General features: G+C 60.1%; 18 protein-coding genes. 7 read left to right on the top strand and 11 right to left on the bottom strand.

What is annotated here, in order from left to right:
- The first annotated feature begins 645 nt into the window (after window positions 1-645).
- On the top strand, window positions 646-1,464 hold the full coding sequence (locus ABIA90_RS25775; protein ID WP_354119678.1) for an alpha/beta fold hydrolase: 819 nt from the start codon (window positions 646-648) through the stop codon (window positions 1,462-1,464).
- A 347-nt stretch (window positions 1,465-1,811) separates the two neighbouring features.
- Here the strand turns inward: ABIA90_RS25775 and trxB are convergent, their stop codons facing one another.
- The 6 genes from trxB to ABIA90_RS25745 all read right to left on the bottom strand — a co-directional run bounded on the left by trxB (window position 1,812) and on the right by ABIA90_RS25745 (window position 8,050).
- Window positions 1,812-2,792, bottom strand: a complete 981-nt coding sequence (gene trxB / locus ABIA90_RS25770; RefSeq protein ID WP_354119679.1) for a thioredoxin-disulfide reductase — start codon at window positions 2,790-2,792, stop codon at window positions 1,812-1,814.
- 20 nt (window positions 2,793-2,812) lie between these two features.
- Window positions 2,813-3,712 (bottom strand): ABC transporter permease, encoded by a 900-nt coding sequence (locus ABIA90_RS25765; RefSeq protein WP_354119680.1) that lies wholly within the window; start codon window positions 3,710-3,712, stop codon window positions 2,813-2,815.
- Window positions 3,713-3,714: 2 nt separating this feature from the next.
- Entirely contained in the window at window positions 3,715-4,539 is an 825-nt protein-coding gene (locus ABIA90_RS25760) for an ABC transporter ATP-binding protein (RefSeq protein ID WP_479711474.1), read from the bottom strand.
- Window positions 4,540-4,547: 8 nt separating this feature from the next.
- Window positions 4,548-5,414, bottom strand: coding sequence for an ABC transporter substrate-binding protein (locus ABIA90_RS25755; protein WP_354122482.1), 867 nt, complete (start codon window positions 5,412-5,414; stop codon window positions 4,548-4,550).
- Window positions 5,415-5,598: 184 nt separating this feature from the next.
- Complete coding sequence (locus tag ABIA90_RS25750) at window positions 5,599-6,825, bottom strand: CaiB/BaiF CoA transferase family protein (RefSeq protein ID WP_354122481.1); 1,227 nt, start codon at window positions 6,823-6,825, stop codon at window positions 5,599-5,601.
- A 7-nt stretch (window positions 6,826-6,832) separates the two neighbouring features.
- Window positions 6,833-8,050 carry an acyl-CoA dehydrogenase gene (locus ABIA90_RS25745; RefSeq protein WP_354119684.1) on the bottom strand — a complete coding sequence of 406 codons (1,218 nt, stop codon included), beginning with the start codon at window positions 8,048-8,050 and terminating at the stop codon, window positions 6,833-6,835.
- Window positions 8,051-8,151: 101 nt separating this feature from the next.
- Between ABIA90_RS25745 and ABIA90_RS25740 the strand changes: the two genes are divergently transcribed.
- The 4 genes from ABIA90_RS25740 to ABIA90_RS25725 all read left to right on the top strand — a co-directional run bounded on the left by ABIA90_RS25740 (window position 8,152) and on the right by ABIA90_RS25725 (window position 12,648).
- Window positions 8,152-9,063 (top strand): LysR family transcriptional regulator, encoded by a 912-nt coding sequence (locus ABIA90_RS25740; RefSeq protein ID WP_354119685.1) that lies wholly within the window; start codon window positions 8,152-8,154, stop codon window positions 9,061-9,063.
- 107 nt (window positions 9,064-9,170) lie between these two features.
- Entirely contained in the window at window positions 9,171-10,295 is a 1,125-nt protein-coding gene (locus ABIA90_RS25735; RefSeq protein ID WP_354122480.1) for a hypothetical protein, read from the top strand.
- A 21-nt stretch (window positions 10,296-10,316) separates the two neighbouring features.
- A complete protein-coding gene (locus ABIA90_RS25730) occupies window positions 10,317-10,868 on the top strand; it encodes a UGSC family (seleno)protein (protein ID WP_354119687.1) in 552 nt (183 codons plus the stop codon).
- A gap of 118 nt (window positions 10,869-10,986) precedes the next feature.
- Window positions 10,987-12,648 (top strand): thiamine pyrophosphate-binding protein, encoded by a 1,662-nt coding sequence (locus ABIA90_RS25725; protein WP_354119944.1) that lies wholly within the window; start codon window positions 10,987-10,989, stop codon window positions 12,646-12,648.
- A 494-nt stretch (window positions 12,649-13,142) separates the two neighbouring features.
- On the opposite strand, the gene ABIA90_RS25720 is transcribed toward ABIA90_RS25725, so the two are convergent.
- Window positions 13,143-14,249 carry an FUSC family protein gene (locus tag ABIA90_RS25720; protein ID WP_354119688.1) on the bottom strand — a complete coding sequence of 369 codons (1,107 nt, stop codon included), beginning with the start codon at window positions 14,247-14,249 and terminating at the stop codon, window positions 13,143-13,145.
- Window positions 14,250-14,266: 17 nt separating this feature from the next.
- Window positions 14,267-15,355 carry an HlyD family secretion protein gene (locus tag ABIA90_RS25715; protein WP_354119689.1) on the bottom strand — a complete coding sequence of 363 codons (1,089 nt, stop codon included), beginning with the start codon at window positions 15,353-15,355 and terminating at the stop codon, window positions 14,267-14,269.
- A gap of 122 nt (window positions 15,356-15,477) precedes the next feature.
- On the opposite strand from ABIA90_RS25715, the gene ABIA90_RS25710 reads away from it, so the two are divergent.
- Window positions 15,478-16,347, top strand: coding sequence for a LysR family transcriptional regulator (locus ABIA90_RS25710; protein WP_354119690.1), 870 nt, complete (start codon window positions 15,478-15,480; stop codon window positions 16,345-16,347).
- Between the two features lie 30 nt (window positions 16,348-16,377).
- On the opposite strand, the gene ABIA90_RS25705 is transcribed toward ABIA90_RS25710, so the two are convergent.
- From ABIA90_RS25705 to ABIA90_RS25695, 3 genes are all read right to left on the bottom strand, one after another.
- Window positions 16,378-16,905, bottom strand: coding sequence for an NAD(P)/FAD-dependent oxidoreductase (locus ABIA90_RS25705; RefSeq protein WP_354119691.1), 528 nt, complete (start codon window positions 16,903-16,905; stop codon window positions 16,378-16,380).
- Between the two features lie 224 nt (window positions 16,906-17,129).
- Window positions 17,130-18,863, bottom strand: a complete 1,734-nt coding sequence (locus ABIA90_RS25700; RefSeq protein WP_354119692.1) for a thiamine pyrophosphate-binding protein — start codon at window positions 18,861-18,863, stop codon at window positions 17,130-17,132.
- Between the two features lie 111 nt (window positions 18,864-18,974).
- Entirely contained in the window at window positions 18,975-20,213 is a 1,239-nt protein-coding gene (locus ABIA90_RS25695) for an acyl-CoA dehydrogenase (RefSeq protein ID WP_354119693.1), read from the bottom strand.
- A 468-nt stretch (window positions 20,214-20,681) separates the two neighbouring features.
- Here ABIA90_RS25695 and gor point away from each other — a divergent pair, with 468 nt between their 5' ends.
- Window positions 20,682-22,049: a glutathione-disulfide reductase gene (gene gor, locus ABIA90_RS25690; RefSeq protein WP_354119694.1), complete on the top strand. Its 1,368-nt coding sequence runs from the start codon at window positions 20,682-20,684 to the stop codon at window positions 22,047-22,049.
- Window positions 22,050-22,496: the final 447 nt, after the last annotated feature.

The following is a 22,496-nucleotide window of genomic DNA, read 5'->3' as shown; positions in this document are numbered from 1 at the left end:
CCAACGATTTCCGCGCATCCGACCTTGTTACGCCCGTAATCTAGCCGGGCTACTTTGCTGGCCACCCAGCGGCGCCAAACCGCTGGCGGAACGACAATCGCCTTTCGCCGAATCAACGATACGAAGTCTCGCAAACTGCCACTGTGATTCCCGTCGATGAGTCATTGAGCGCAGTTATCTGCAGCTCTGGCCGCGGCAACCGGTAACATCGATACAGATTTCACGATCCGTCGCGCTGCCCTTCGAAGGACGCCGACAAAAGCGGCCTGCCATGCGAAAGAGCGCGGCAGACCGAAACGATCTCGCGCGCGCATGCGATGACGCGGGGCGTCACTCCCCTTCTGAGACCTGCAGCTGGTCGTTTCTCGAGTCTGATTATTCACTATGGACGTACCCTTGTGAGAAGTTGGGATGGACGGGAATTTGCCCCCAATTCAAGGCTGAACGGCTCGTCGCCACGAGGGCTCGGTCAGAACCGCGATGGTCGCCGATTCGATCAAGGCGCTGCGGCCGTACATCCCACTCCTTCGTTACACGAGTAACGCAGGTCCCGATGGCTGCAACTCTTCTGTAGCGTACTCTGCTTATCATTGTAGACGCCAACCAAACGGACCAAACCAAACCAAAGATGAGGACGTGATACTGATGGAAAAGCCGGCCGGCGGTGAGCGTGTTGTCCTGGTTCCTTGCTCGGCGAGCTCCGCACGGCAATGGAGATCGCTCTCGGAGCAACTCGTCGGCTTCGAGCCCCGACCAATCGATCTTTGGGGGCACGGCAATCAGCACCGCTGGCATGGCTCCGGTCCGCTACATCTTTCGGAGCAGGCGAGAGCCATTCAGGACGTTTGCCCCGATGGTGCTCCCTTCCATCTCGTCGGCCATTCCTATGGTGGTGCTGTCGCGCTCCAGTTTGCGTTGAGCCACCCTGACCGCTTGCTTTCGCTCACGCTTGTCGAGCCGAGCTGCTTTCATGTTCTGAATGAGCTGGACCCACGATACATCGATGAGATCCGGGCAGTAGCGGAAGCCGTCAGCCGCGAAGTCATTTGCGGCGACTACCTGAGGGCCATGAAAACCTTCATAGTCTACTGGGGCGGTGTCGATAGTTGGGACATGCTGCCAGACGAGAAGAAAACCCAGTTTGCGCAGGTCGCCGTCCACGTTGCACATCACTTCTGGAGTCTCATTGAAGATAATGACACGCCGCTTACGGCCTATGCGGAGATTGACGTCCCTACACTCATTCTGTGCGGCACGCACTCGCCGGCGCCGTCGCGCGCGATAACCCAGCTTCTTGCCAACGCAATGCCTGTCGCTCGACACCGCACGATACCCTATGCCGACCACATGTCGCCGATCAACCGCGCGGCCGAGGTGAACACACTCATATTGGAACACCTGTTGACTACGCCACGCCGCCCACCACTGAAGCACCCTGTACAGCCCGGCGGCGCCGCTCGATGACGCGGTAACAAGGGTTGATTCAATAATTTCGTCCCTTTTGGCCCGCGACAAACGAGAGCCGATCCACCACTTGGTGACCGCGGGATGCGACGAGTGCGTCAGCCTCCGTCTGATCGATTCTCCTCCTTGCGCAGGGTCTCCTCGTCGTCGAAAGACGATCGCCTGAGGCAGACGCTGATAAATCGAGTTATCGGTAGAAAGCGCCAGTCGTTCGCCATATCCGACCAAGCAGTCCCCCTCGAAGCCGCACCTCTGCAGCTCCACCACGAACTTCGCATACAAGGGAGTCGCGGCAGAACTGGCGGCCAGGCGCGGAATCTTGGACCCCAATCCAAAGCGTTGCGAGTTTATGCGACGATCGCTTCTTTTCGCGGCTCAACGTTCGAGCTCGCGTGAATCGTGAGGAAACGGTCAGCCTCCAGCGCAGCCATGCAACCTAATCCCGCGGCCGTCACCGCCTGCCGGTAGATGCCGTCCGCGACATCGCCGGCCGCGAACAGGCCAGGTATGCTTGTAGTCGTCGTACCCGGCTTCACCTTGATATACCCATCAGGATGCAATTCGACCTTGCCATCCAGCAAGGCGCTTGCCGGTGCATGGCCGATGGCGATGAAGACGCCATCGACCGCGATACGATCCGCGGTTCCGCTCGTGCAGTCCTTCACGACCACACCATCGACCTTCGTGGGGTTACTCTCGCCTACAATCGACTCCACCTCGCTATTCCAGCGTATGTTGATCGTGGGATGCGCAAACAGGCGCTCTTGAAGAATGCGTTCCGCGCGCAGCGTGTCGCGCCTGTGGATCAAGGTAACCGAGCTGGCAATATTGGCGAGATACAGCGCTTCCTCTACGGCGGTATTTCCACCGCCAACGATTGCCACCCGCTTGCCACGGAAGAAGAAGCCGTCGCATGTGGCGCAAGCCGACACTCCAAATCCCCGGAATGTATCCTCGGAGGGAATACCCAGCCATTTGGCCTGCGCGCCGGTCGCGTAGATCAATGCGTCGCAGATATAGTGGTCACCGCTGTCGCCGATCAGACGGAAAGGGCGAGACCTGGTCTCGATCGACACGATGAGATCGTACATGATGCGCGTTCCCATGTGCTCGGCTTGCGCCTGCATCTGCTCGACGAGCCATGGCCCCTGGATGACGTTAGCAAACCCGGGATAGTTCTCGACGTCAGTAGTCGTCACCAACTGTCCTCCCGGCTGCATGCCGGTCAGGAGTATCGGCCGACGGCTGGCGCGCGCGGTGTAGATCGCAGCCGTGTATCCGGCCGGGCCTGCGCCCAGGATGATGACGTCCGTCCGGTGCTCGGTCATTTTTTTCGTCCTCGTTTTGACTAGAACTTCTGCATTCCCCAACGCCGGACCGTCTTGCGCTCGATCGTCCGGAAGATCACGCTCTCGACGAAGAGGCCGATCAGAATGACGCACAGAAGCCCGGCAAATACGTTCGCGGTCTCAAGGTTGTTGCGATTCTCGTAGATGAACCAGCCAAGACCGCCCTGCCCCGAGCTGACGCCGAAGACTAGCTCGGCGGCGATCAAGGTGCGCCATGCGAAGGCCCAGCCGATCTTGAGGCCAGCCAGGATGGACGGAAGCGCCGCAGGTATCAGGATCTCGGCTACGAGAGAAAGGCCTCTCAGGCCGAAGCAGCGGCCCGCCATCCGAAGCGTTTCGCTGACCGACTGGAACCCGGTGTGCGTGCTCAACGCAACCGCCCATAGTACGGAGTTTATGATCACGAAGACGAGGCTGCCCATGCCAAGGCCGAACCAGAGCAGCGCAAGCGGGAGCAGCGCGACCGCGGGCAGCGGATTGAACATTGAGGTGAGTGTCGACAATACGTCGCTACCGAAGCGCGTCGTGGACGCCAGGATCGTAATCGTCGCCGCGGCCGTGATTCCGGCCGCATAACCGATCACAAGGACTTTCATGGTCAGCAGAATGCGCATCGCGAGGCCGCCGGAAACCAGCGATGACACCAACGCGACGACGACCTCGGAAAGGCGCGGCATCATCAGCGGATTGTCCAAGTAGGTGGCGTACCCCTCCCACGCAGCGGCAAGGAGCCCGACCACGACGAGTCGACGGACAAGCGTGCTTTGCAGGATGCGCTCGTGCAACGGAAGAGGACATTCCACATCCGCCGAGGGCTCGATGACGCTCTGGAGTTCGAACTCATCGCGAACCGGGGGAAGCACGAAGGCCGGAGCCGCTTTCTGTTCGATTGTGGCCATGTTTACCGTCCTTTCGGATGCCGCGGACAGGGCGTGAAGAGCATGTGATGGATGCGGGAACAAAGGCTTCCGAAATCCGCGTTTCCGAGATCGGCGAAGGCGAATTGATGCGCATTGATTTCGGCGCGAACCTGGCCCGGATGCGGGGTCAGCACCAGAATGCGCGACCCGACGATCACGGCCTCTTCGATGGAGTGCGTGACGAACAGAATAGTCGAATGCGTTCCGCTCCAGAGTTCGAGAAGGTCGTCCTGCATCTTTCGTCTGGTCAAGGCGTCGAGTGCGGCGAACGGCTCGTCCATCAGAAGGATCTTCGGCTCCATCGCCATCGCCCGCGCGATCGCGACCCGCTGCTTCATGCCTCCGGAAAGCGTGTGCGGATATGCGTTTCCAAATTTTTCCAGACCGACCTTGGCGGTAAAGAGCCGCGCCCGGTCCAGAATTTCGGCGGAAGGCCATTTCCTGGACTTCTGCATGGGGTAAGCGACGTTCTCGAGGATCGTCTTCCACGGCAGCAATTGGTCAAACTCCTGGAAGACCATCATTCTGTCCGGGCCCGGCGCATCGACGACGCGACCATCGAGCTTGATCTCTCCGGCCGCGGGAGCGAGAAAGCCGCCGACCGCTTTGAGCAACGAAGACTTGCCGCAACCGGAGGCGCCCAGCAGGATGAACCTGTCGCCCCGATATACGTCGAAGCTCACATCATAGGCCGCCGTGACGATGCTCGCGTCCGTCCGATAGCGCAGCGTCACGTTCTTCAGGCTCAATACGGGTTTCGCGTCGCTCGCGCCGTACGCCTGCTTGATCTGGGGCTGATTGATCATGTTCATCGTCAGCTTCCCTGTCTTTCCTGGATGAACGGAAAGAAAATGTCCTGCCATTTGGCCGGCCTTGACTTGATCTGGCCGGTTCTCTGCATGAAATCCGCGTACGTCATGACGCCGCCGGGCGACACGCTGAACACATTCTCGGGATCCCGCAGGATGCGTTCGACGTACTCCACGTTCATGGATTTCGATGGCTCGAGCCTGAGATAAAGCGCCGCCGCCCTGGCGGGATCTTCCTTGATCCGGTTCATCGCGGCGTCCATGGCGGTCACCATCGCCAATGAGACCTTCGGATTCCTGTCGACGAAGCGTGCGTTCGCCGCGAGCAGAACGAAGGTCGATGACTTGCCGAGGATATCCTCGGAGCTCAACACCCTGTGCACCCGCTTGTCGTCAGCTTCAAACTGGGCAAACGGCGCGTTGGTGAAGTGGGCCGACACTTCGGTGCCCGCCAGCATGGCGGACATCGCATCCGGATGCGGCAGCGCCACAACATTGGTGTCCAGCTTCTTCGGATCGCCCAAAAACTTCTCCGCGGCCATGCGAAGGCAGAGATTCTGGGGCGAGGTGTTGGCCGGCGTTGCAATGCGGTCTTGCGGGGAGAAGTCCGCAATCGTCTTTATCCGGTCGACGACCGTGTTGAGCACCATGGGGAACGACGAGCAACTGGCCAGTCCCTTGACGCCACCACGTGTCTTCTCTGCGATGATCAGCAGCGATGGGACTCCCATCACGCCCACGTCCGCTGTCCCGGCGAGGAGTCCCTCGTTGACGGCCGTCGAGCCGCTAACCCTCTGGAGCTTCAACTCGGCACGCGGCTCTCCCAACTCGGCGAGTGCCGCACCGAGAAGCTTCTCCTCTTCGATCAACATCAACGGGAGATACGAGACGCCATACTGGATAATGGCGCGAACTTCGGCGGCCGACTGGGCTCTTGCGAGGGCCGGTAGCGCCAACACGCCGGCTATAGCGCCGAGCGCCTTGCGACGCGAAATCTCGATCCTTGTCATTTCTCCTCACTTCTATTTGTTCTACGCTTCCGCTTCTCTGGCGGGTTCAGGCGTTGCTGCTTGAGATGATCCCCTGCTCCACCAACCGGTTGAGTTCGGACTCCGGCATCGCGAGATCGCCCTGTACGACTTCGGTGGTGTGAGATCCGAGTCGCGGCGGCGCCTGGCCGTACTCGATCGGGGTCCGCGAGAACCGGATCGGATTGCCGATCATTCTCGTCGACGGCCCTCCGGCGAACAGGCTCTGTTCCACGACGAGGCCCCGCGCCACGACGTGCGGGTCAGAAAACACTTCGTGCATTTCGTTGATCGGCCCGGCCGGGATCTTCTCGTCATCGAGAGCCTGGAGAAGCTCCATCTTCGCCCACGACCGAATCTTGCCGGCCACGATCGCGATCAGCTCTTTGCGATTTCTCACCCGATCCGCGTTTCTTTGGAAACGCGGATCCCTGGAGAGTTCGGGGACACCGAGAATTGTCACAAGGCGTGCGAACTGTGCGTCGTTGCCGACTGCGACAACGATGTGGCCGTCGGATGTGGCGAAAGCCTGATACGGCACGATGTTTGGATGAGCGTTGCCGTGCCGCGCCGGCGCCTTGCCGGAAGCCAGGAAGTTCATTCCCTGATTGGCGAGTGTCGCGATCTGGACGTCGAGAAGCGCAAGATCAATATGCTGACCTACGTCGCTGGTCCGGCGCTCGTTAAGGGCCGCAAGGATCGCAACCGTCGCATACAGCCCCGTGAAGATGTCTGCGACGGCGACCCCGACCTTCATTGGCTCACCGTCGGCCGCGCCGGTGATGCTCATGAGCCCGCCCATGGCCTGCACCAGCAAATCGTAGCCGGGCTTGTCCTTGTACGGGCCCGTCTGCCCGAAGCCGGAGATTGAACAATAGATCAGTTTCGGATTGATCTGTGAGAGGGCTTCGTAATCAAGTCCGAGCCGCTTCAGGCCACCGACCTTGAAGTTTTCGACCACCACATCGCAAGATCGCGCCAGCGTGCAGACGATCTGGCGTCCTTCCGGTTTGCTGAAGTCGATGCAGACCGACTTCTTGCCCCGATTTGCCGCGAGATAATAGGCACTGAAATGATCATCCTCGCCGTCCCCCGTGACGAAAGGCGGCCCCCAGCCGCGAGTATCGTCCCCCTCGCCCGGTCGTTCGATCTTGATGACCTCCGCGCCGAGATCAGCGAGCAGCTGGGTTGCCCATGGACCGGCGAGAATTCGGCTCAGATCGAGAACACGCAACCCGCTCAGGCACGGTTTCATGGTCGCCTCACGAAAATGCCTGGATGCCGGTGATAGCGCGCCCCAGAATGAGCGCATGCACGTCGTGGGTGCCTTCGTAGGTGTTCACCGTCTCCAGATTCTGGGCGTGACGCATGACCTGGAATTCGCTGGAGATCCCGTTGCCACCGTGCATGTCGCGGGCAACGCGCGCAATGTCGAGTGCCTTGCCGCAATTGTTGCGTTTGACAATGGAGATCATCTCCGGGGCCATCTGGCCCGAATCCATCAGGCGCCCCACCTGCAAGGACGCCTGCAAACCTAACGCAATTTCAGTTTGCATATCGGCGAGTTTCTTCTGCACCAGTTGAGTGGCCGCGAGCGGCCGGCCGAACTGTTTGCGGTCAAGGACGTATTGCCTCGCACGATGAAAGCAGTCTTCCGCAGCCCCCATCGCGCCCCACGAGATGCCGTAGCGCGCCCGGTTGAGACAGCCGAAAGGCCCCTTGAGACCGGAGACGTTGGGCAAAAGCGCGCATTCAGGAACCACCACGCCGTCCATGACGATCTCGCCTGTAATCGAGGCACGAAGCGAGAGCTTGCCCTTGATCTTCGGTGCTGAAAGGCCCGCCGTCCCCTTCTCGAGGATAAACCCGCGAATCTGATTGTCGTGAGCCGCCGACTTCGCCCAGACGACGAAGACATCCGCGATGGGAGAGTTCGAGATCCACATTTTCGAGCCGATCAGCCGGTAGCCATCCGAGACTTTTTCGGCACGCGTCTTCATCCCGCCCGGATCGGATCCCGCGTCAGGTTCCGTCAGCCCGAAGCAGCCGACCCACTCGCCCGAGGCAAGTTTCGGCAGGAACTTCTTCCGTTGCGCATCATCGCCGTACGCATAGATCGGGTACATCACGAGTGAGGACTGGACGCTGTTCATCGAGCGATAGCCTGAGTCCACCCGCTCGATCTCGCGCGCCACCAAGCCATACGACACGTAGCCCGCATCTGCGCAGCCGTACTCCTCCGGGAAGGTGACGCCGATCAGGCCGAGTTCACCCATCTCGCGAAAGATCTCGCGGTCCGTCTCTTCATTGAGGTAGGCCTCGGTTGCGCGCGGCAACAACTTTTCCTGGGCATAGGCGCGCGCCGTATCCCGGATCATCCGCTCGGCTTCCGTGAGCTGCTGCTCAAGCAGGAAAGCATCGTCCCATCGAAATTGGGGATAGGACGTGCTTGGACGCGGTGCTCGTTCCAATTGACCCATCTATCGCTCCAAGCTGCTGGTGCGACGACGGTCCAACGAATGGGTGGTTATATCAATGAAATTCTGATACCATCGATAATTGCAAAACAGGCATAAATCAAATGAGCAGCTCCGGCCTCCCCGATCTCACCTCGCGTCAACTTGAGACGGTTTTGGCGCTTGCCGAATATGGCAGCTTCATTGCTGCGGCTGCGCTGTTGAAGACCTCCCAGCCCGCCGTCACGCGCACGGTCAAGCACGTAGAGGAAGTGCTCGGACTCAAGCTGTTCGATCGCAGCACTCGCTCGGTGCAGATTACTGCCGCGGGCAAGGAGTTTGTCGGCGTCGCGGCACGTATGCTGAACGATTTGAAGATCACCATCCGCAGCATGCGTGAGCTGTCCGACCAGAGGAGAGGTCAGGTCATCATCTCAAGCATCATGTCGGTCGCGAACGGAAAGCTGCCGGGACTCGTTTCAGCATATCGTCTCGACCATCCAGGTATCGAACTGCATGTCCGGGATGGTGTTCATGGCGCGGTCATGGAAGACGTGCGCAGCGGTGCCGCGGACTTCGGCATCACTTATCTCGATGATCTTCCGGATCCATTCATGTCAGTCCCGCTCGGCAAGGAGGAGTTCACGGTCGTACTTCCGCGCCATCACGAACTGGCGAAGAAGAAGAGCCTTGCTCTGTCCGACTTGAAAGGTGCGCCCCTGGTCTCGCTTCCGAGCGATTCCAGAACGAGGCGTGTCATCGACAGCGCGGCTTCGTCGATCGGACTAACCTTGAACCACGTCGTCACGGTATCCCAGTTCGCCACGATGCTTGGCTTCGTGAGAGCGGGGATCGGGCTTGCCATTGCTCCGAAGAGCGGAGTTGCAAGCTTTCTCGGAAAGGAGCTGAGCGCCGTGCCCGTTCGAGGACGGCCTCTCGCACGCGACCTTGGGGTCATAACCCTCAGGGAAAGGGAACTGTCTCCCGCTGCGGCCGGATTGATGTCACTCCTGCGGTCGTCCTGGAACAAGCCGTAGCGCTCATTTATACCGATCTCGTATCAATCATGGCTATCAGGATTTTCTTGGCATAGAATGGATTGAGCCTAGGGTGAGCTCCGGGTTGAAACAGCCGGAGCGAGAAAATGGCACTTCAGACAGTGGAACAGGGCAGCGCATCCGCTGCCGTCGAGACCGTCCCGACCAGCACTGATCTCATCGAGCTTTACTTCGAACGCGGCTGGTCTGATGGCCTTCCCGTCGTTCCTCCCACCCAGGACAAGATCGATGCGGTCGTAGCCGCCCTGGGCGGCGATCCCCAATTTGTCGAATGCAAGGTCGCGCCGCGCTGGGGTGCTCTCACACGGGAGATCCTCGCGATCAACATGGTGATGGCGGGTTGCCGTCCCGAATATGCTTCCATTGTCCGCGCTGCCATGCTGGCGCTCACCGACCGTGCTTTCAACCTGAACGGCGTCCAGGCGACCACCCACGTCGCGTCGCCGCTCATCGTCGTCAACGGACCGCTCGCGGCCGAGGTCGGGATGAACGGCGGTCCCAATGTCTTCGGATCCGGCAATCGCGCCAATGCGACGATGGGCCGGGCCGTCCGCCTGATCATGCTGAACGTCGGCGGCGGCTGGCCGCCGGATTTCGACAAGAGCACGCTCGGCCATCCGGGCAAGTATAGTTACTGCGTTGCGGAGAACGAGACCGACAGCCCATTCGCGCCGTATCACGTCGAGCATGGGTTCAGCCCCACGGATTCGACCGTATTCGCGATCGCGGCCGAAGCGCCACACAGCGTCACCGACCACCAATGCAACGACCCGGAGGGCATTCTGGATACGATGTGCTCGGCGATGAGCACGATCGCCTCCAACTCCGCGGTTCTGGGTGGACACTGCACAGTCGTACTGGGTCTCGAGCATGCCAGGACGATCGCCAAGGCGGGCTGGACCCGCTCTGACATCCGCCATTATCTCTGGATGAACTCTGGCAACGCCTTCAGGGCAATCTCCCGCGATCATCGCTACGGCCAGGTCTACAACCGCAACCTGCCCAGGTGGCTGAAGCGGGATCCCGACAGCCGCATCCCGATCGTCCCTTCGGCCGACAACATCCACCTGTTCATCATGGGTGGGCACGCCGGTCGTTTCTCTGCATTCATTCCCGGCTGGGGCCACATGAGCACGCCGGTCCTCAAGCCCATCAATCCCGCGTCGGGTCCGGTAGACGACGGCTGCACCGACGGCGTGTGCGCGCTGTAAAACGAGAAGGAGGAAATTGAAATGTTGATGAAGGTAACAGACGCCAATTCGGTTCGCGTGTTCGATCCTCGCGGCATCGTGGAGTCCGCGAATACGCCGATCGCCGCCCGGGCGAAGAAGCTTGACGGTCTCCGGCTTGCGATTCTGGACAATTCAAAGTGGAACGCGAACAAGATCCTGCGCACGTCAACCGCCGCCCTCGAGAAGAGCGTGAATTTCGCCAAGGTGAACTACTACGTGAAGCACAGCTTCTCGAAGGATGCGGCGCCGGAAATGATCGCCGAGATCGCCGCGAACAACGATCTCGTCCTGACCGCGATCGGTGACTGTGGCTCCTGCTGCTCCTGCTGTGTCCGGGATTCCGTCGCCCTCGAGAAGCTCGGCATTCCGGCGGCCGCCATCATCACGACCGAGTTCGAACGTGAGACCGAGCTCACGCGTACGGCCCTCGGTATGCAAGGACTGATCCCTGTTGTCATCGATCATCCTGTCAGCTCGATCACCCAGGCGGAGGTCGAGTCCCGCGCCGCTCAGGTCGCCTTGCAGGCCCCAAAAGTCTGGCTCGGCAAGTAACTTTCCTCCCAGACTTGGGCCCCGTCTTGAAAAAGCCGGGGCTCTTTTTTCGCCTGCCACCCACCGATCTCTGACGATGACGACGCATTGCGGCAGGCCATGAACAGAAAGAACCAGGATCATGAATCGCACGACCGGTCGCTCCGCCTTCCTGTCCCTGCTGAAGGATGAAGGAATTACGCATCTGTTCGGCAATCCGGGAACCACCGAATTGCCGGTCATGCATGCGCTGAAGGACCATCCGGAGCTGACCTATGTGATGGCGATGCAGGAAAGTCTGGTCGTCGCGATGGCCGACGGTTTTAGCCGGGCCTCGGGGCAACTGGTTGCCTGCAACGTTCACGTCGCCCCCGGCCTCGGCAACGCCATGGGTTCGCTATACAATGCCAGGTTCACCGGTACGCCAATGATCCTGACCGCGGGACAGCAGGAACAGGGGCATGGGCTCATGGAGCCGCTTCTCTACGGTCCGCTGGTCCAGATGGCCGAACCTCTCGTCAAATGGGCAATAGAGGTGACGCGACTCGAAGATCTTCCGCGTATCGTGCGCCGCGCAGCCAAGATCGCCACGACGCCGCCTACCGGACCGGTCTTCATTTCGCTACCTGGTGATATCCTCAATGCGGAGACCCACATCGAGCCCGGTCAGTCAACGCGCGTCGATACACGGGTTGCCCCCTCCAGGGAGGCGCTGGACGCGCTTGTTCAACGGATACTATCGGCGCACCGCCCGGTCGTCGTGGTCGGCGACGAGATCGTGAAGAGTGATGCTCTCGACGAAGCCGCCCTGTTCGCATCGCGACTTGGCTGCCCGGTCTATCAGCAGACCATCGCCTATGGCGCCCATTTCCTTTCTGACCACCCTTGCTTTATGGGAGCGTTGCCGCGCGATCAGCAGCAGACTACCAAGATACTTGGAGCGCATGATCTGCTGATCGTGCTCGGTTCGGACCCGGTTCGGATGTCGGTCCACAGCGCGCACGAACCTCTGCCTCGCGGAATGCCGATTATCCAAATTGGCCTGGTTGATAACGATCTTGCGAAGAACTTCCCAGCCGAGATCGCCCTGAAAGCCGACGTGCGAGAAACCCTGCGCGTTCTTGTGCCCGCGATCGAGGTAACGGGAGGGGCGCCTCTGACCACGCTTGCTTCAGATCGTATCGAAAGCCTGAAGTCAGTGAACTGGTCGGCGAACCGCGACAGGCTTGTACAGGACATCTCGCGACGAAAGGACGCCGTTCCGATCGATCCCGACTGGTTGGCACTTCAGGTTGTCGATGCCCTCCCCGCGAACGCGATCCTGGTCGACGAAGGCCTGACGTCGTCGCGCTACATGGCGGCCTTGAAAGGTCACCGCGACCGATACGGCTACCACCAAATGGCCTCCGGAGGCATCGGATGGGGACTTCCAGCCTCTGTCGGAGCCAGTCTCGCAAATCCCGAGAGACCAGTGGTCTGCTATTCGGGAGACGGAAGCGCGATGTATTCGATACAATCGCTCTGGACGGCCGCGCACCACAACCTGCCACTCACCGTTGTGCTCTTGAACAATGGAGGATACCGGATCATCAAGCAGCGCCTGCAGGCGTTCCATGGAACCAACCATTTTGTCGGCATGGATTTCCGCGAGCCATCCGTCGACTTCACGGGTCTCGCCCGGTCGTTGGGTGTTCGCGCCACTCGCGTCAGCGAAGGCGATCAATTTCGGAGCATTCTGGCTTCGGCGATCGAACGACGCGGACCGGAGCTCATAGAAGTCATCGTGGATGGCGCAATCTAGGCCGTGCCCCTAAAGCTGCCGAGCTGACGGACTCGCGAGAGTCCGCGGTGCCCCGACACGGCGACATCACCCGATGCGCCAGTTCCAGACCTATTTGCCGCAGCATTATTTGATCGGCTTGCTGACCTGCACCAGCTCGAGCACTGATTGCGATCGAGGGAGATGACGAGTGCGTCGACCTCAGTCTCATCCCGTCCCTTGTACCGGCGGTGGCGAGGACCAGGCACAACCGGTCCGAAGCACAATCCCGTGTAGTCGCAGCGCGTCCGGGATCAGCACCCGCGTAGATGAAGGCATCGAGATCCAAACCCTCAAAGGCCCCATGAGCTCCGCAGTCTTGCGGCGCGGCTGCGCCGAATCCGATCGAGGCGTGGCCGGCCTCGATATGAAATGCGGTGATCCACGATCGCATTCGCGATGTCCGGCCACTTGACGACCATACGACGAATGGCCGGCTGAGATCGGTAAGACAGCAGCTAGTCTCCGCCGAGATGCTACTGGTCTTGAACCAAAGGCCAAACGAGGGTCGTCAGACACAGCACGGCGGAGCCGATCACGATGCCAACCAGACGCTCTAGCCCGGGGGTAATATCTGTGATCGGAGCTGGTCCCTGAACAAGGGTGATGAGAAGCCCGAGCGTGAACTGCGTTCCGAGATAGTTGATCTCCTTTCCTGTCTGGATCTGGAAGCCGATCCAGACGCCGGCTGCGAGCGTGAGCACGGTTACCGGAAGTCCTGTGCCGAACAGGCCAATAGAGACAAGAGCGGCCGCGCTACCAAGCAGGCAGCCGAGCGTCCTGTGGGCTATCCTCTCGTAGATCGTGGCGTATCGGCGTTTCCCCACCGCGGCCGACGGGACGATCATGATGACGTACGATGTGACCGCAGTTTGTGAGAATTCCTCAATGCCGAACCACCGCCAGATGAAGGGAAGCAGGGCGACGGCCAGCGCCGCGCGCGTACTGTGCTCGAGCAGCAGCCAATGGCCTCGCAGCCAATTCTCATTCAACAAATCATGCAGGCGTCCGCACCAGAGTCTGTCTTGAGCATGTTCTTCCCTGCGGTCCGACGTATCCGAATACAGGCTTGCAACGATAAGGCATGTGCACGTTCCGACCGTAATCTCCGCCACCCGCGTGGCTGCGAAATGCACCACAAAGTCTGGCGAGGCGAGCGCCTCGGTGGTTACCATCCCGGCGGTAAGGCCAAAGAACAGCCACGCGTAACTGTAGTTGGTCGCAAGCGACTGAAAGGTACCGATCCATGACACAAGGAGGAGGAAAACCATCAAGAGCAAAGGGTCATTCGCAGTTCCGGGCGCCACCAAAAGTCCGAGCAGTGCTCCACCAGCAGTGCCAATGATGCGCATGAGTCCCCGCCGGAACGTCTCGACGATGCTGCCACGCATCACCATGTAGCCGCTGAACGCCGCCCAGGAGAGATCATCAAGGTTGAGAACGGATGACGTTGCGACAGCGACCAACACCGACAGCACACGTTTTGCTGCCTCTCTGGCGCGCGGGCCGCGAAGCTCGAGCGATTTGAGCTCACGCACCAGAGCTTGCGGTATGGGTCGCAGTGCCGATATCAGGAGCGGCATCGTCAGGATTCTCCCAATCAGTAGATGACCAGGACGCGGGCGTCGACACCCATGAAAAGTTGGTCGCTCCCAGGAGATTCGAGCAGCGTGAATCGAACTGGAATCCGTCGTTGCAGGCGAATCCAGTTCACCGTTGGAGATACGTAAGGGACAAGTGTCTCGCTTCCTTGCTGGCGACTAATGCCGTGCGCCAGACCTTGGATGCGCGCGCGATAAAGATGCCAGGGATGGCTGTCGAGCCAGATCCAGGCGAGGCCGCCGGGATGGAGGTGTCGTAGATAATATTCCTTGTAATTGGCAACGACGCGCCAGGCGTTTCCATCGACGATCGCAACCGCTGCCTGGCTCGTGGAAACCATGTCGCCAGTTTGAATGGCAAGATGCGTCACGAAACCATCAACGGGCGCCACGACTTTGGTGCAGCCCAAGCGCCATTCGGCGAGAAGACGGGCAGCGTGGGCTGATGAGACGGCAGCCTTATCCAGGCTGAGAGTCTCGTTCTCCTTCTGCAAGGCGGCTTCGGCGGCATGTTGCTGGGCCGCGCTTTGCTCCTCGGTAGTACGAGTCGTGTCGAGGGCCTGCGCGGAGATCGTACCAGACCGGGCAAGCGGCGTGTCACGCCGCAGGTTTGCCGCGGCGAGCCTCTCGGCAGCACCCGCCGCTTCCTTCTGCGCCTGCAGAACCTGCAACTGCGCCCGGTCGACCGGCAGCTGAGCTTCAGTTCGCGCCTCCTCCGCGCGCGCTTGCTCTACAGCTAATCTGAACGGAACCGGATCGATGGTAAAGAGGAGCGTTCCCCGCTTCACCCATTCGTTGTCTTTCACAAGAACCGCTGCGATCGGACCCGTAACTTCCGGCGTGATCGACAGCACATCGGACGTGACGTATGCGTCGTCCGTATAGGCGAACAGATAGCTGGATATCCACCAGGCCAGAACAGCCGCTGCAATGGCAAGGAGGAACAGCAAAGCGCGCTGGCGCCGCGACAAGACGGGCGATCGATCGAGCTCGGCTGTCGCGGAAAGCGGAGGTGCAGCAACCGGAAGACCTGGCTCTTTGTTCCTGGCCGCCGGCTCAGGGATGGACTTGCCTTTCAGGGCTGACATTTACGCTCTGATCCAATTTCGATCGTCCCGGTCAATCGGGCTCCGGATGAGGGATATTTGATTTCAGTCGTCGTGCAGTCAAATATATAAGAGGAACGATCTCGATAGCTTTTGGCACTGACATGGAACTTCGCCACATCCGTTATTTCCTCGCGGTCGCCGAGGAGCAAAACTTCACACGCGCCGCTGCGCGCGTTGGAATCGGGCAGCCGCCGTTGAGCCAGCAGATCAAGGATCTTGAGGCCGAAGTAGGGGCTGCGCTCTTCCATCGCATTCCGCAGGGTGCTGAACTGACAGAGGCAGGGCGCGCGTTTCTGGAAAACGTGCGGGTCATTCCGGTGCAGGCGGAGCGCTCCATTCGCGCCGCGCAGAGGGCTGCGCGGGGTCAAATCGGTTCGCTGCGGGTCGGCTTTACCAACTCGGCACCATTTAATCCCGTTGTTACCTCGACAATCCGATCGTTTCGCCGAGCTTATCCCGATGTGGATCTGACGCTGGAGGAAGCAAGCACATCCCGCCTCCTTGCGGGCCTTCGGGAAGGAGAGCTGGACGCGGTGTTCCTGCGCCCCGATGAGGGCGAGGACGATCTGCAGTTTCGGCGTCTCTCCAACGAGCCGATGCTCGTCGTATTGCCCGCAAGCCATCCGGTGGCGAAGTCGACTGAAATCGATCTTATCAGGCTGAAGGGGGATCCGCTCATTCTGACGCCGCCCGGATCGGCCTGGGTTGACACAGTCATCGCGGCCTGTCGGCGGGCGGGCTTCGAGCCGACCCTCGGGCAGTCCGCGCCGCAGATCAGCTCTGTCGTCAGCCTGGTGGCAGCTGAGCTTGGCTTTTCGCTCGTGCCGGCGTCAATGCGCCAGCTTCATGTAACCGGCGTCACCTATCGTGAGGTCAAAGGTGACGCTCCAATCGTGCGCTTGGCTCTGGCGTTCCGGCGTGGCGAGACCTCGAAGATCGTCCGCAACTTCATTGCCCAGGCGGTGGCGTGAACAGGTCTGCCCCGGCAAAGAAAGGCCAGCTCATATTCCAGGCAACCTCCTCGGGGAGAGTTTTTCCAATAGATCCACGTCTCGTGGTGTTCCGGCGAAGAGCTCAGCCAGGAGTTCTGCGGTTGTCAGCCCCAGCGTAAACCCCTGGTGGCCGTGACCGATGTTAAACCACATCCCCCGATGCCGGGGGAGCCCGTCCGACCACTGGCAGCATGTCCGGAAGGCGCAAGGCCGGTATCCATGCCAGGGTTCATGCTCGATGGGCTGTCCCAATGGCAGAATTTCGCGTGCACCTGATTCAGCACGCTGAAGCTGGACGGGTGTCGCACATGAGCCGAATTCAACAAACTCGGCTCCAGTGGCAATCCGGAGACCCGCCTTCATTGGAGCCATCAAGGCAGCGCTCGCCACGTCAGCCAAAGGAAGATTGAGTGTGCCTTCGGTTGTGAAATACCTGTGATAGCCGCGCTTTCGTAGCATGGACAAACGATATCCGAACCGCTTCAAGAGCTCGGGTGACCACGGGCCAAGCGCGACTACGACATTTCCTGCCTGCAATTGTCCTGCGTTAACCGGCGCCCGATTGCCGCAAGGTCATGGCGTCGCCGACGACAAAGTGGCCCCCGTGCCCTTTCCAAGTGTCGTGCATAGGACCTTACGAGCCCACCCGGATCTCGAAAGGGACATGCACCGCTCGCGGTTGAATAGCTGCCCGTCATCACCAGGCAATGTACCGTTCCGCAAATTCGGGCACTGACATTTCCAGCGGCGATGAAGGCGTCTCAACGCAGCCGATCGTTCTCAGTCAATCGAATATTCGGCGCCCCTACGCTTTCGATCATGACGTTGATGCAAGCGGGTTTGCCGCTCTCAAGCGCGCGCTCGATTGCAGCGGCCAGATCCTCCATTCGTTCCACGAATTCTCCATGACCACCTAGCGCTGCCACAACAAGGTCGTAGCGTGCGGGCGTCAGATCGCAACCATGCATCCGGTCAGCGCCGTAAGTTCTGAATTGAATCTGGCTCTCGGCATTCCAACACGCGTCATTGCCTACTATGGCAACAAACGGCAAACTCCGCCTGACTGCGGTCTCAAACTCTGCCAGATGGAAGCCGATCGTTCCGTCGCCGAGTACGACGAATATTGGCGCGTTCTGTTCAAAGTAGCGGGCCGATAGAGCCAGTGGCAGCGAACTTCCGATTGACCCGGACACTCCATTAATCATTCTCTGGCGCAACGGCAGGATGCTCTGCGCCCACTGACCGATCTCGCCGCCGTCGCAGACGAGGACTGCATCATCGCAGCGTTCGACGTAAGGTCGCAACGTGCGTAAAAGCTCCGCCGGATGCAACCGGCCCGGCTTCGAGGAAACGACGGAAGCCCATTCAGCGGGCCGATTGTCGATCGCCGCGCGAGCTTCCCTGAGCCACTCCTTGCCGCGAGGCTCCGAGAATGCGGCCCGTGCGATAATCGTCCTTGCTGCGAGTTTGACGTCCGCCACGCACCCGACGATGAGCCGATCGCCTGCTTCCTTCATGGCGCGCTCCGCCAGCGCCGCCTCGGGGTCGATGGCGATCAAGCGCACGCCGCTCCGATAGTCAGGCGCGGCTGCCCAACGCGTAGTAAAGTCAAGCGCTTTACCCAGGAGCACCACCAGATCGACTTTGGTGATCAAGTCCTGAAAGGCGCCGAGACCGGCATCGGCAAGCCCTCGTGGACTTTCCAGTATGACGACTGGCGCATTTGTTGCCGCCTCCAGATCGGAAAGAAGAGCCCGACCGCCAGCGTTCGAGAGTTGAGGTGGCGCAAAGATGATCGGTCGTCTGGCCGAGTGGATGGCAGCGATCACGCTGTCGGCGATTGCCGGCGGAAGGTCTGGCGCCGCCACTTCTGCTTGCACTTGCGGCCATGAGATCGCGCTCGCGTCTATCACCTCATCAAGCAGGTCGGAAGGCACACTGATATGTACCGGGCCAGGCCGGCCCTCCCTTGCAATCCGTATCGCCCTTGCGATGTCCTGGCCGAGCGTAGCTGTGGACGTTGCGGTCCACGAGGCTTTGGTGACCGGCGCGGCCATTTCTGCCTGTCGAAGCTCCTGGAAGCCACCTCGCCCCAGTTCCCACGTGGCAGCGTGCCCTGAGAGCAGCACCATCGGCGACTCCGCCGCGCGCGCTGCGAAAAGAGCTCCTACAGCGTTCACATGTCCCGGGCCGCCGGTTACCATTGCGATGCCAGGAGTCCCGGTAAGGCGTCCCCATCCGTCAGCCATGTGGACTGCCGCCGCTTCATGTCTGACATGTACCAATTCGATGTCCGTCTCCAGAACCGCGTCGAAGACCGACATGATATGGTTGCCCGATAGGGTGAATATTCTTTTGCAACCCAAACGCTGCAGCGACTGTGCAACAACATCCGCGCCGCGTAACGTATTCTTCATGACGAGCTTCTCCCCTCGTTTAATCACCGGAAAGGACGCCGAGGTGATAATTTTTTGGTGCAACGCGAGCAGCGCCACACGGTTTAGACGCTCGCTGGCTTACCCGACACGCTTTCGCTAGCTATCTCCCGTTTGCCTGGTGTCATCCTTCAGATCCCAAATGGTTAGCAGACGGTCCCGTCAGGCTATTCACGAAAAGGCCTGAAGACCTGTGATAGCGCGCCCCAGAATGAGCGCATGCACGTCGTGGGTGCCTTCGTAGGTGTTCACCGTCTCCAGATTCTGGGCATGACGCATGACCTGGAATTCGCTGGAGATCCCGTTGCCACCGTGCATGTCGCGGGCAACGCGCGCAATGTCGAGTGCCTTGCCGCAATTGTTGCGTTTGACAATGGAGATCATCTCCGGGGCCATCTGCCCCGAATCCATCAGGCGCCCCACCTGCAAGGACGCCTGCAAACCTAACGCAATTTCAGTTTGCATATCGGCGAGTTTCTTCTGCACCAGTTGAGTGGCCGCGAGCGGCCGGCCGAACTGTTTGCGGTCAAGGACGTATTGCCTCGCACGATGAAAGCAGTCTTCCGCAGCCCCCATCGCACCCCACGAGATGCCGTAGCGCGCCCGGTTGAGACAGCCGAAAGGCCCCTTGAGACCGGAGACGTTGGGCAAAAGCGCGCATTCGGGAACCACCACGCCGTCCATCACGATCTCGCCTGTAATCGAGGCACGAAGCGAGAGCTTGCCCTTGATCTTCGGTGCTGAAAGGCCCGCCATCCCCTTCTCGAGGATAAACCCGCGAATCTGATTGTCGTGAGCCGCCGACTTCGCCCAGACGACGAAGACATCCGCGATGGGAGAGTTCGAGATCCACATCTTCGAGCCGATCAGCCGGTAGCCATCCGAGACTTTTTCGGCACGCGTCTTCATCCCGCCCGGATCGGATCCCGCGTCAGGTTCCGTCAGCCCGAAGCAGCCGACCCATTCACCCGTCGCGAGCCTCGGGAGATACTTGGTTCGTTGAAACTCGTTGCCATAGGCATAGATCGGATACATCACGAGCGACGACTGCACACTGTTCATCGAGCGATAGCCGGAATCGACACGCTCGATCTCGCGAGCCACCAGCCCGTAGGACACATATCCGGCATCGGCACAACAATACTCTTCCGGAAATGTGACACCGATTAACCCTAGCTCCCCCATCTCCCGGAATATCTCCCGATCAGTGTTCTCGTCCAGATAGGCCTCGGTTACACGAGGTAGCAGCTTTTCCTGCGCATACGCCCGCGCGGTGTCGCGGATCATTCGCTCGTCTTCAGTGAGCTGCCGCTCAAGCAGGAACGGGTCATCCCACTGAATGTGCGACCTGACCTCGAGCCCGGCACCAGCCTCAGACAACGAATGTCCCAGTCGCGACGGTCGGTCCATTTTCAGCTTCTCTGCTATTGGCTAGATGCAATCCAGCTCGACATCGCTATGCGAACTGCCGATACCGTTCTCTGTAGGATGAACCGTAGGCCAGGCAGCACCGGCATTCCAAGACGATCAAAGACACATTTCAGACGTCTAACGACTTAGATTTTTGGCTTTTAGCAAGTCATCTTCATCGAGTTACCGCCCGTCCTGGACTAACGCGTCTCGGCCATAGCGCCGCGCGGACAAGCCTGACGAGGTCATGATTCCTGGCAACGTCATTCGCGTCTTCGCTCACGCCCCAGGTGCCGTCGCTTGCCTCAACAATTGTGGCGCGGTGACCGGATTTGCGGGTTTGCATTCGACTTCCCTCTCGGAGGCAATTCCGGAGCGACCTGACACTCCGAGGTCCGTCAAAACAATGTCTCCGGAAATTCGATCACTTGATCCGGAGGCCATCTTCACTCAACGCTGGAGGTTCTCATGGTTAATTTCGATACCGATTTGTTCGTCATTGGCGGTGGATCCGGTGGGGTACGCGCCGCCCGCGTCGCCGCCGGCTATGGTGCCAGGGTTATGATCGCCGAAGAGTACCGCATAGGCGGCACTTGTGTGATCCGCGGCTGCGTGCCGAAGAAGCTGTTCGTGATCGGCAGTCATGTCCTTGACGAGATCGAGGATGCCGCAGGTTTTGGCTGGACCATTCGTCAGGTCTCGTTCGACTGGACGACTCTGATCGCCAACAAGGACAAGGAGATCGCTCGCCTCGAGCTCGCCTACACCAACAATGTCGAGAAGTCCGGCGTCACGATCGCGAAGACCCGCGCGGTGCTGGAGGATTCCCACACGGTCCGCCTCACCACCGGCGAGAAGGTCACCGCGAAATACATCTTGATCGCGACTGGCGGCGCGCCCAATCATGGACCGGCCGTTCCCGGCATCGAGCACGTAATCTCGTCGAACGAGGCGTTTCACCTCAAGGAGTTGCCCAAGCGGATCGTGATTCAGGGCGGCGGCTACATCGCGCTGGAATTCGCCTGCATCTTCAATGGCTATGGCTCCGATGTGACCGTGATTTACCGCGGCGAGAACATCCTCCGCGGCTTCGACGAGGACGTGCGCAAGCATGTGCGCGCCGAGATGCAGAAGAAGGGCATCACCATCATCACCGGCTGCACGGTGGCGAAGGTCGACAAGCACGGCCGTGACCTCACCACGCATCTGTCTGATGGTTCGAGCATCGCCTCCGACCAGGTGCTGTTCGCGATCGGCCGGCATCCCAATGTCGCCCATCTCGGGCTCGAGGCCGCCGGCGTCGCCATCAATCCAGCCAATTGCGGAATCCAAGTCGATGACTGGTCGAAGACTTCGGTCGACAACATCTATGCGGTCGGCGATGTCACCCACCGCACCAATCTGACCCCGGTCGCGATCCGCGGGGGTCATGCCTTCGCCGATACCGTGTTCGGCAAGCGGCCCGTGCAGGTCGATCATGCGTCGATCCCGAGCGCAGTGTTCTCGCAGCCCGAGGTCGGCACCGTCGGCCTCACGGAGGAACAGGCGCGGGCGCAGTTCGGCCGCGTCGACATCTACAAGACCGACTTTCGCCCGATCAAGGCGACGATGTCCGGCCGCGACACCCGCGTGCTGATGAAGCTCGTGGTCGACGGTGTGAGCGACCGCGTGCTCGGTTGTCACATCGTTGGTGACAACGCCGCCGAAATCATTCAGGGGATCGCAATTGCGGTGAAAATGAATGCGACCAAGGCTGATTTTGACGCCACCTTCGCCGTGCACCCCACGGCAGCGGAGGAGTTGGTCACGATACGTGCACCGGTCGCGACCCACTGATCAGCATTCGGGCCGAACTCCGGAATAGGTGTCGTGCAGAAGAAGAGCCGAGAGCATTCCCTCAGCTCTTTGACCGCCCCTGGATGATGTCATGGCCTTATGGACGAGGTACTTTTGAAAAAAAGTCCCGCCTCTTCAGAGGCGGGACAGTCAGGGAGGAACACAGAGCCAGGGAGGAACACCGAGCTCGCCCGAAGGCGACGGCCTCTATTGCGGCCTTCCCGGCGCCCACGTTGTCGAGGATAAAGCCAGCATTCCGATCATGAGTTGCTGAGCTGATCCACATTGCGCGCGGTTGAGCTGCGTCGCGTAAACGATGGCATCGACGTCAGAACGTGGCATCACTGTCACCCTGGCCGCATCAACAGTCCAATACGCGTTAACTCATGTTCGATAGGCTGGAAGACTGCCTGAGCCATCACCTGGACGTTCGGCGCGGACAGGCAT

Source organism: Bradyrhizobium sp. LA6.8 (assembly GCF_040547935.1).
GTDB lineage: Bacteria > Pseudomonadota > Alphaproteobacteria > Rhizobiales > Xanthobacteraceae > Bradyrhizobium > Bradyrhizobium barranii.
This window is presented reverse-complemented; position numbering and strand designations above follow the sequence as displayed.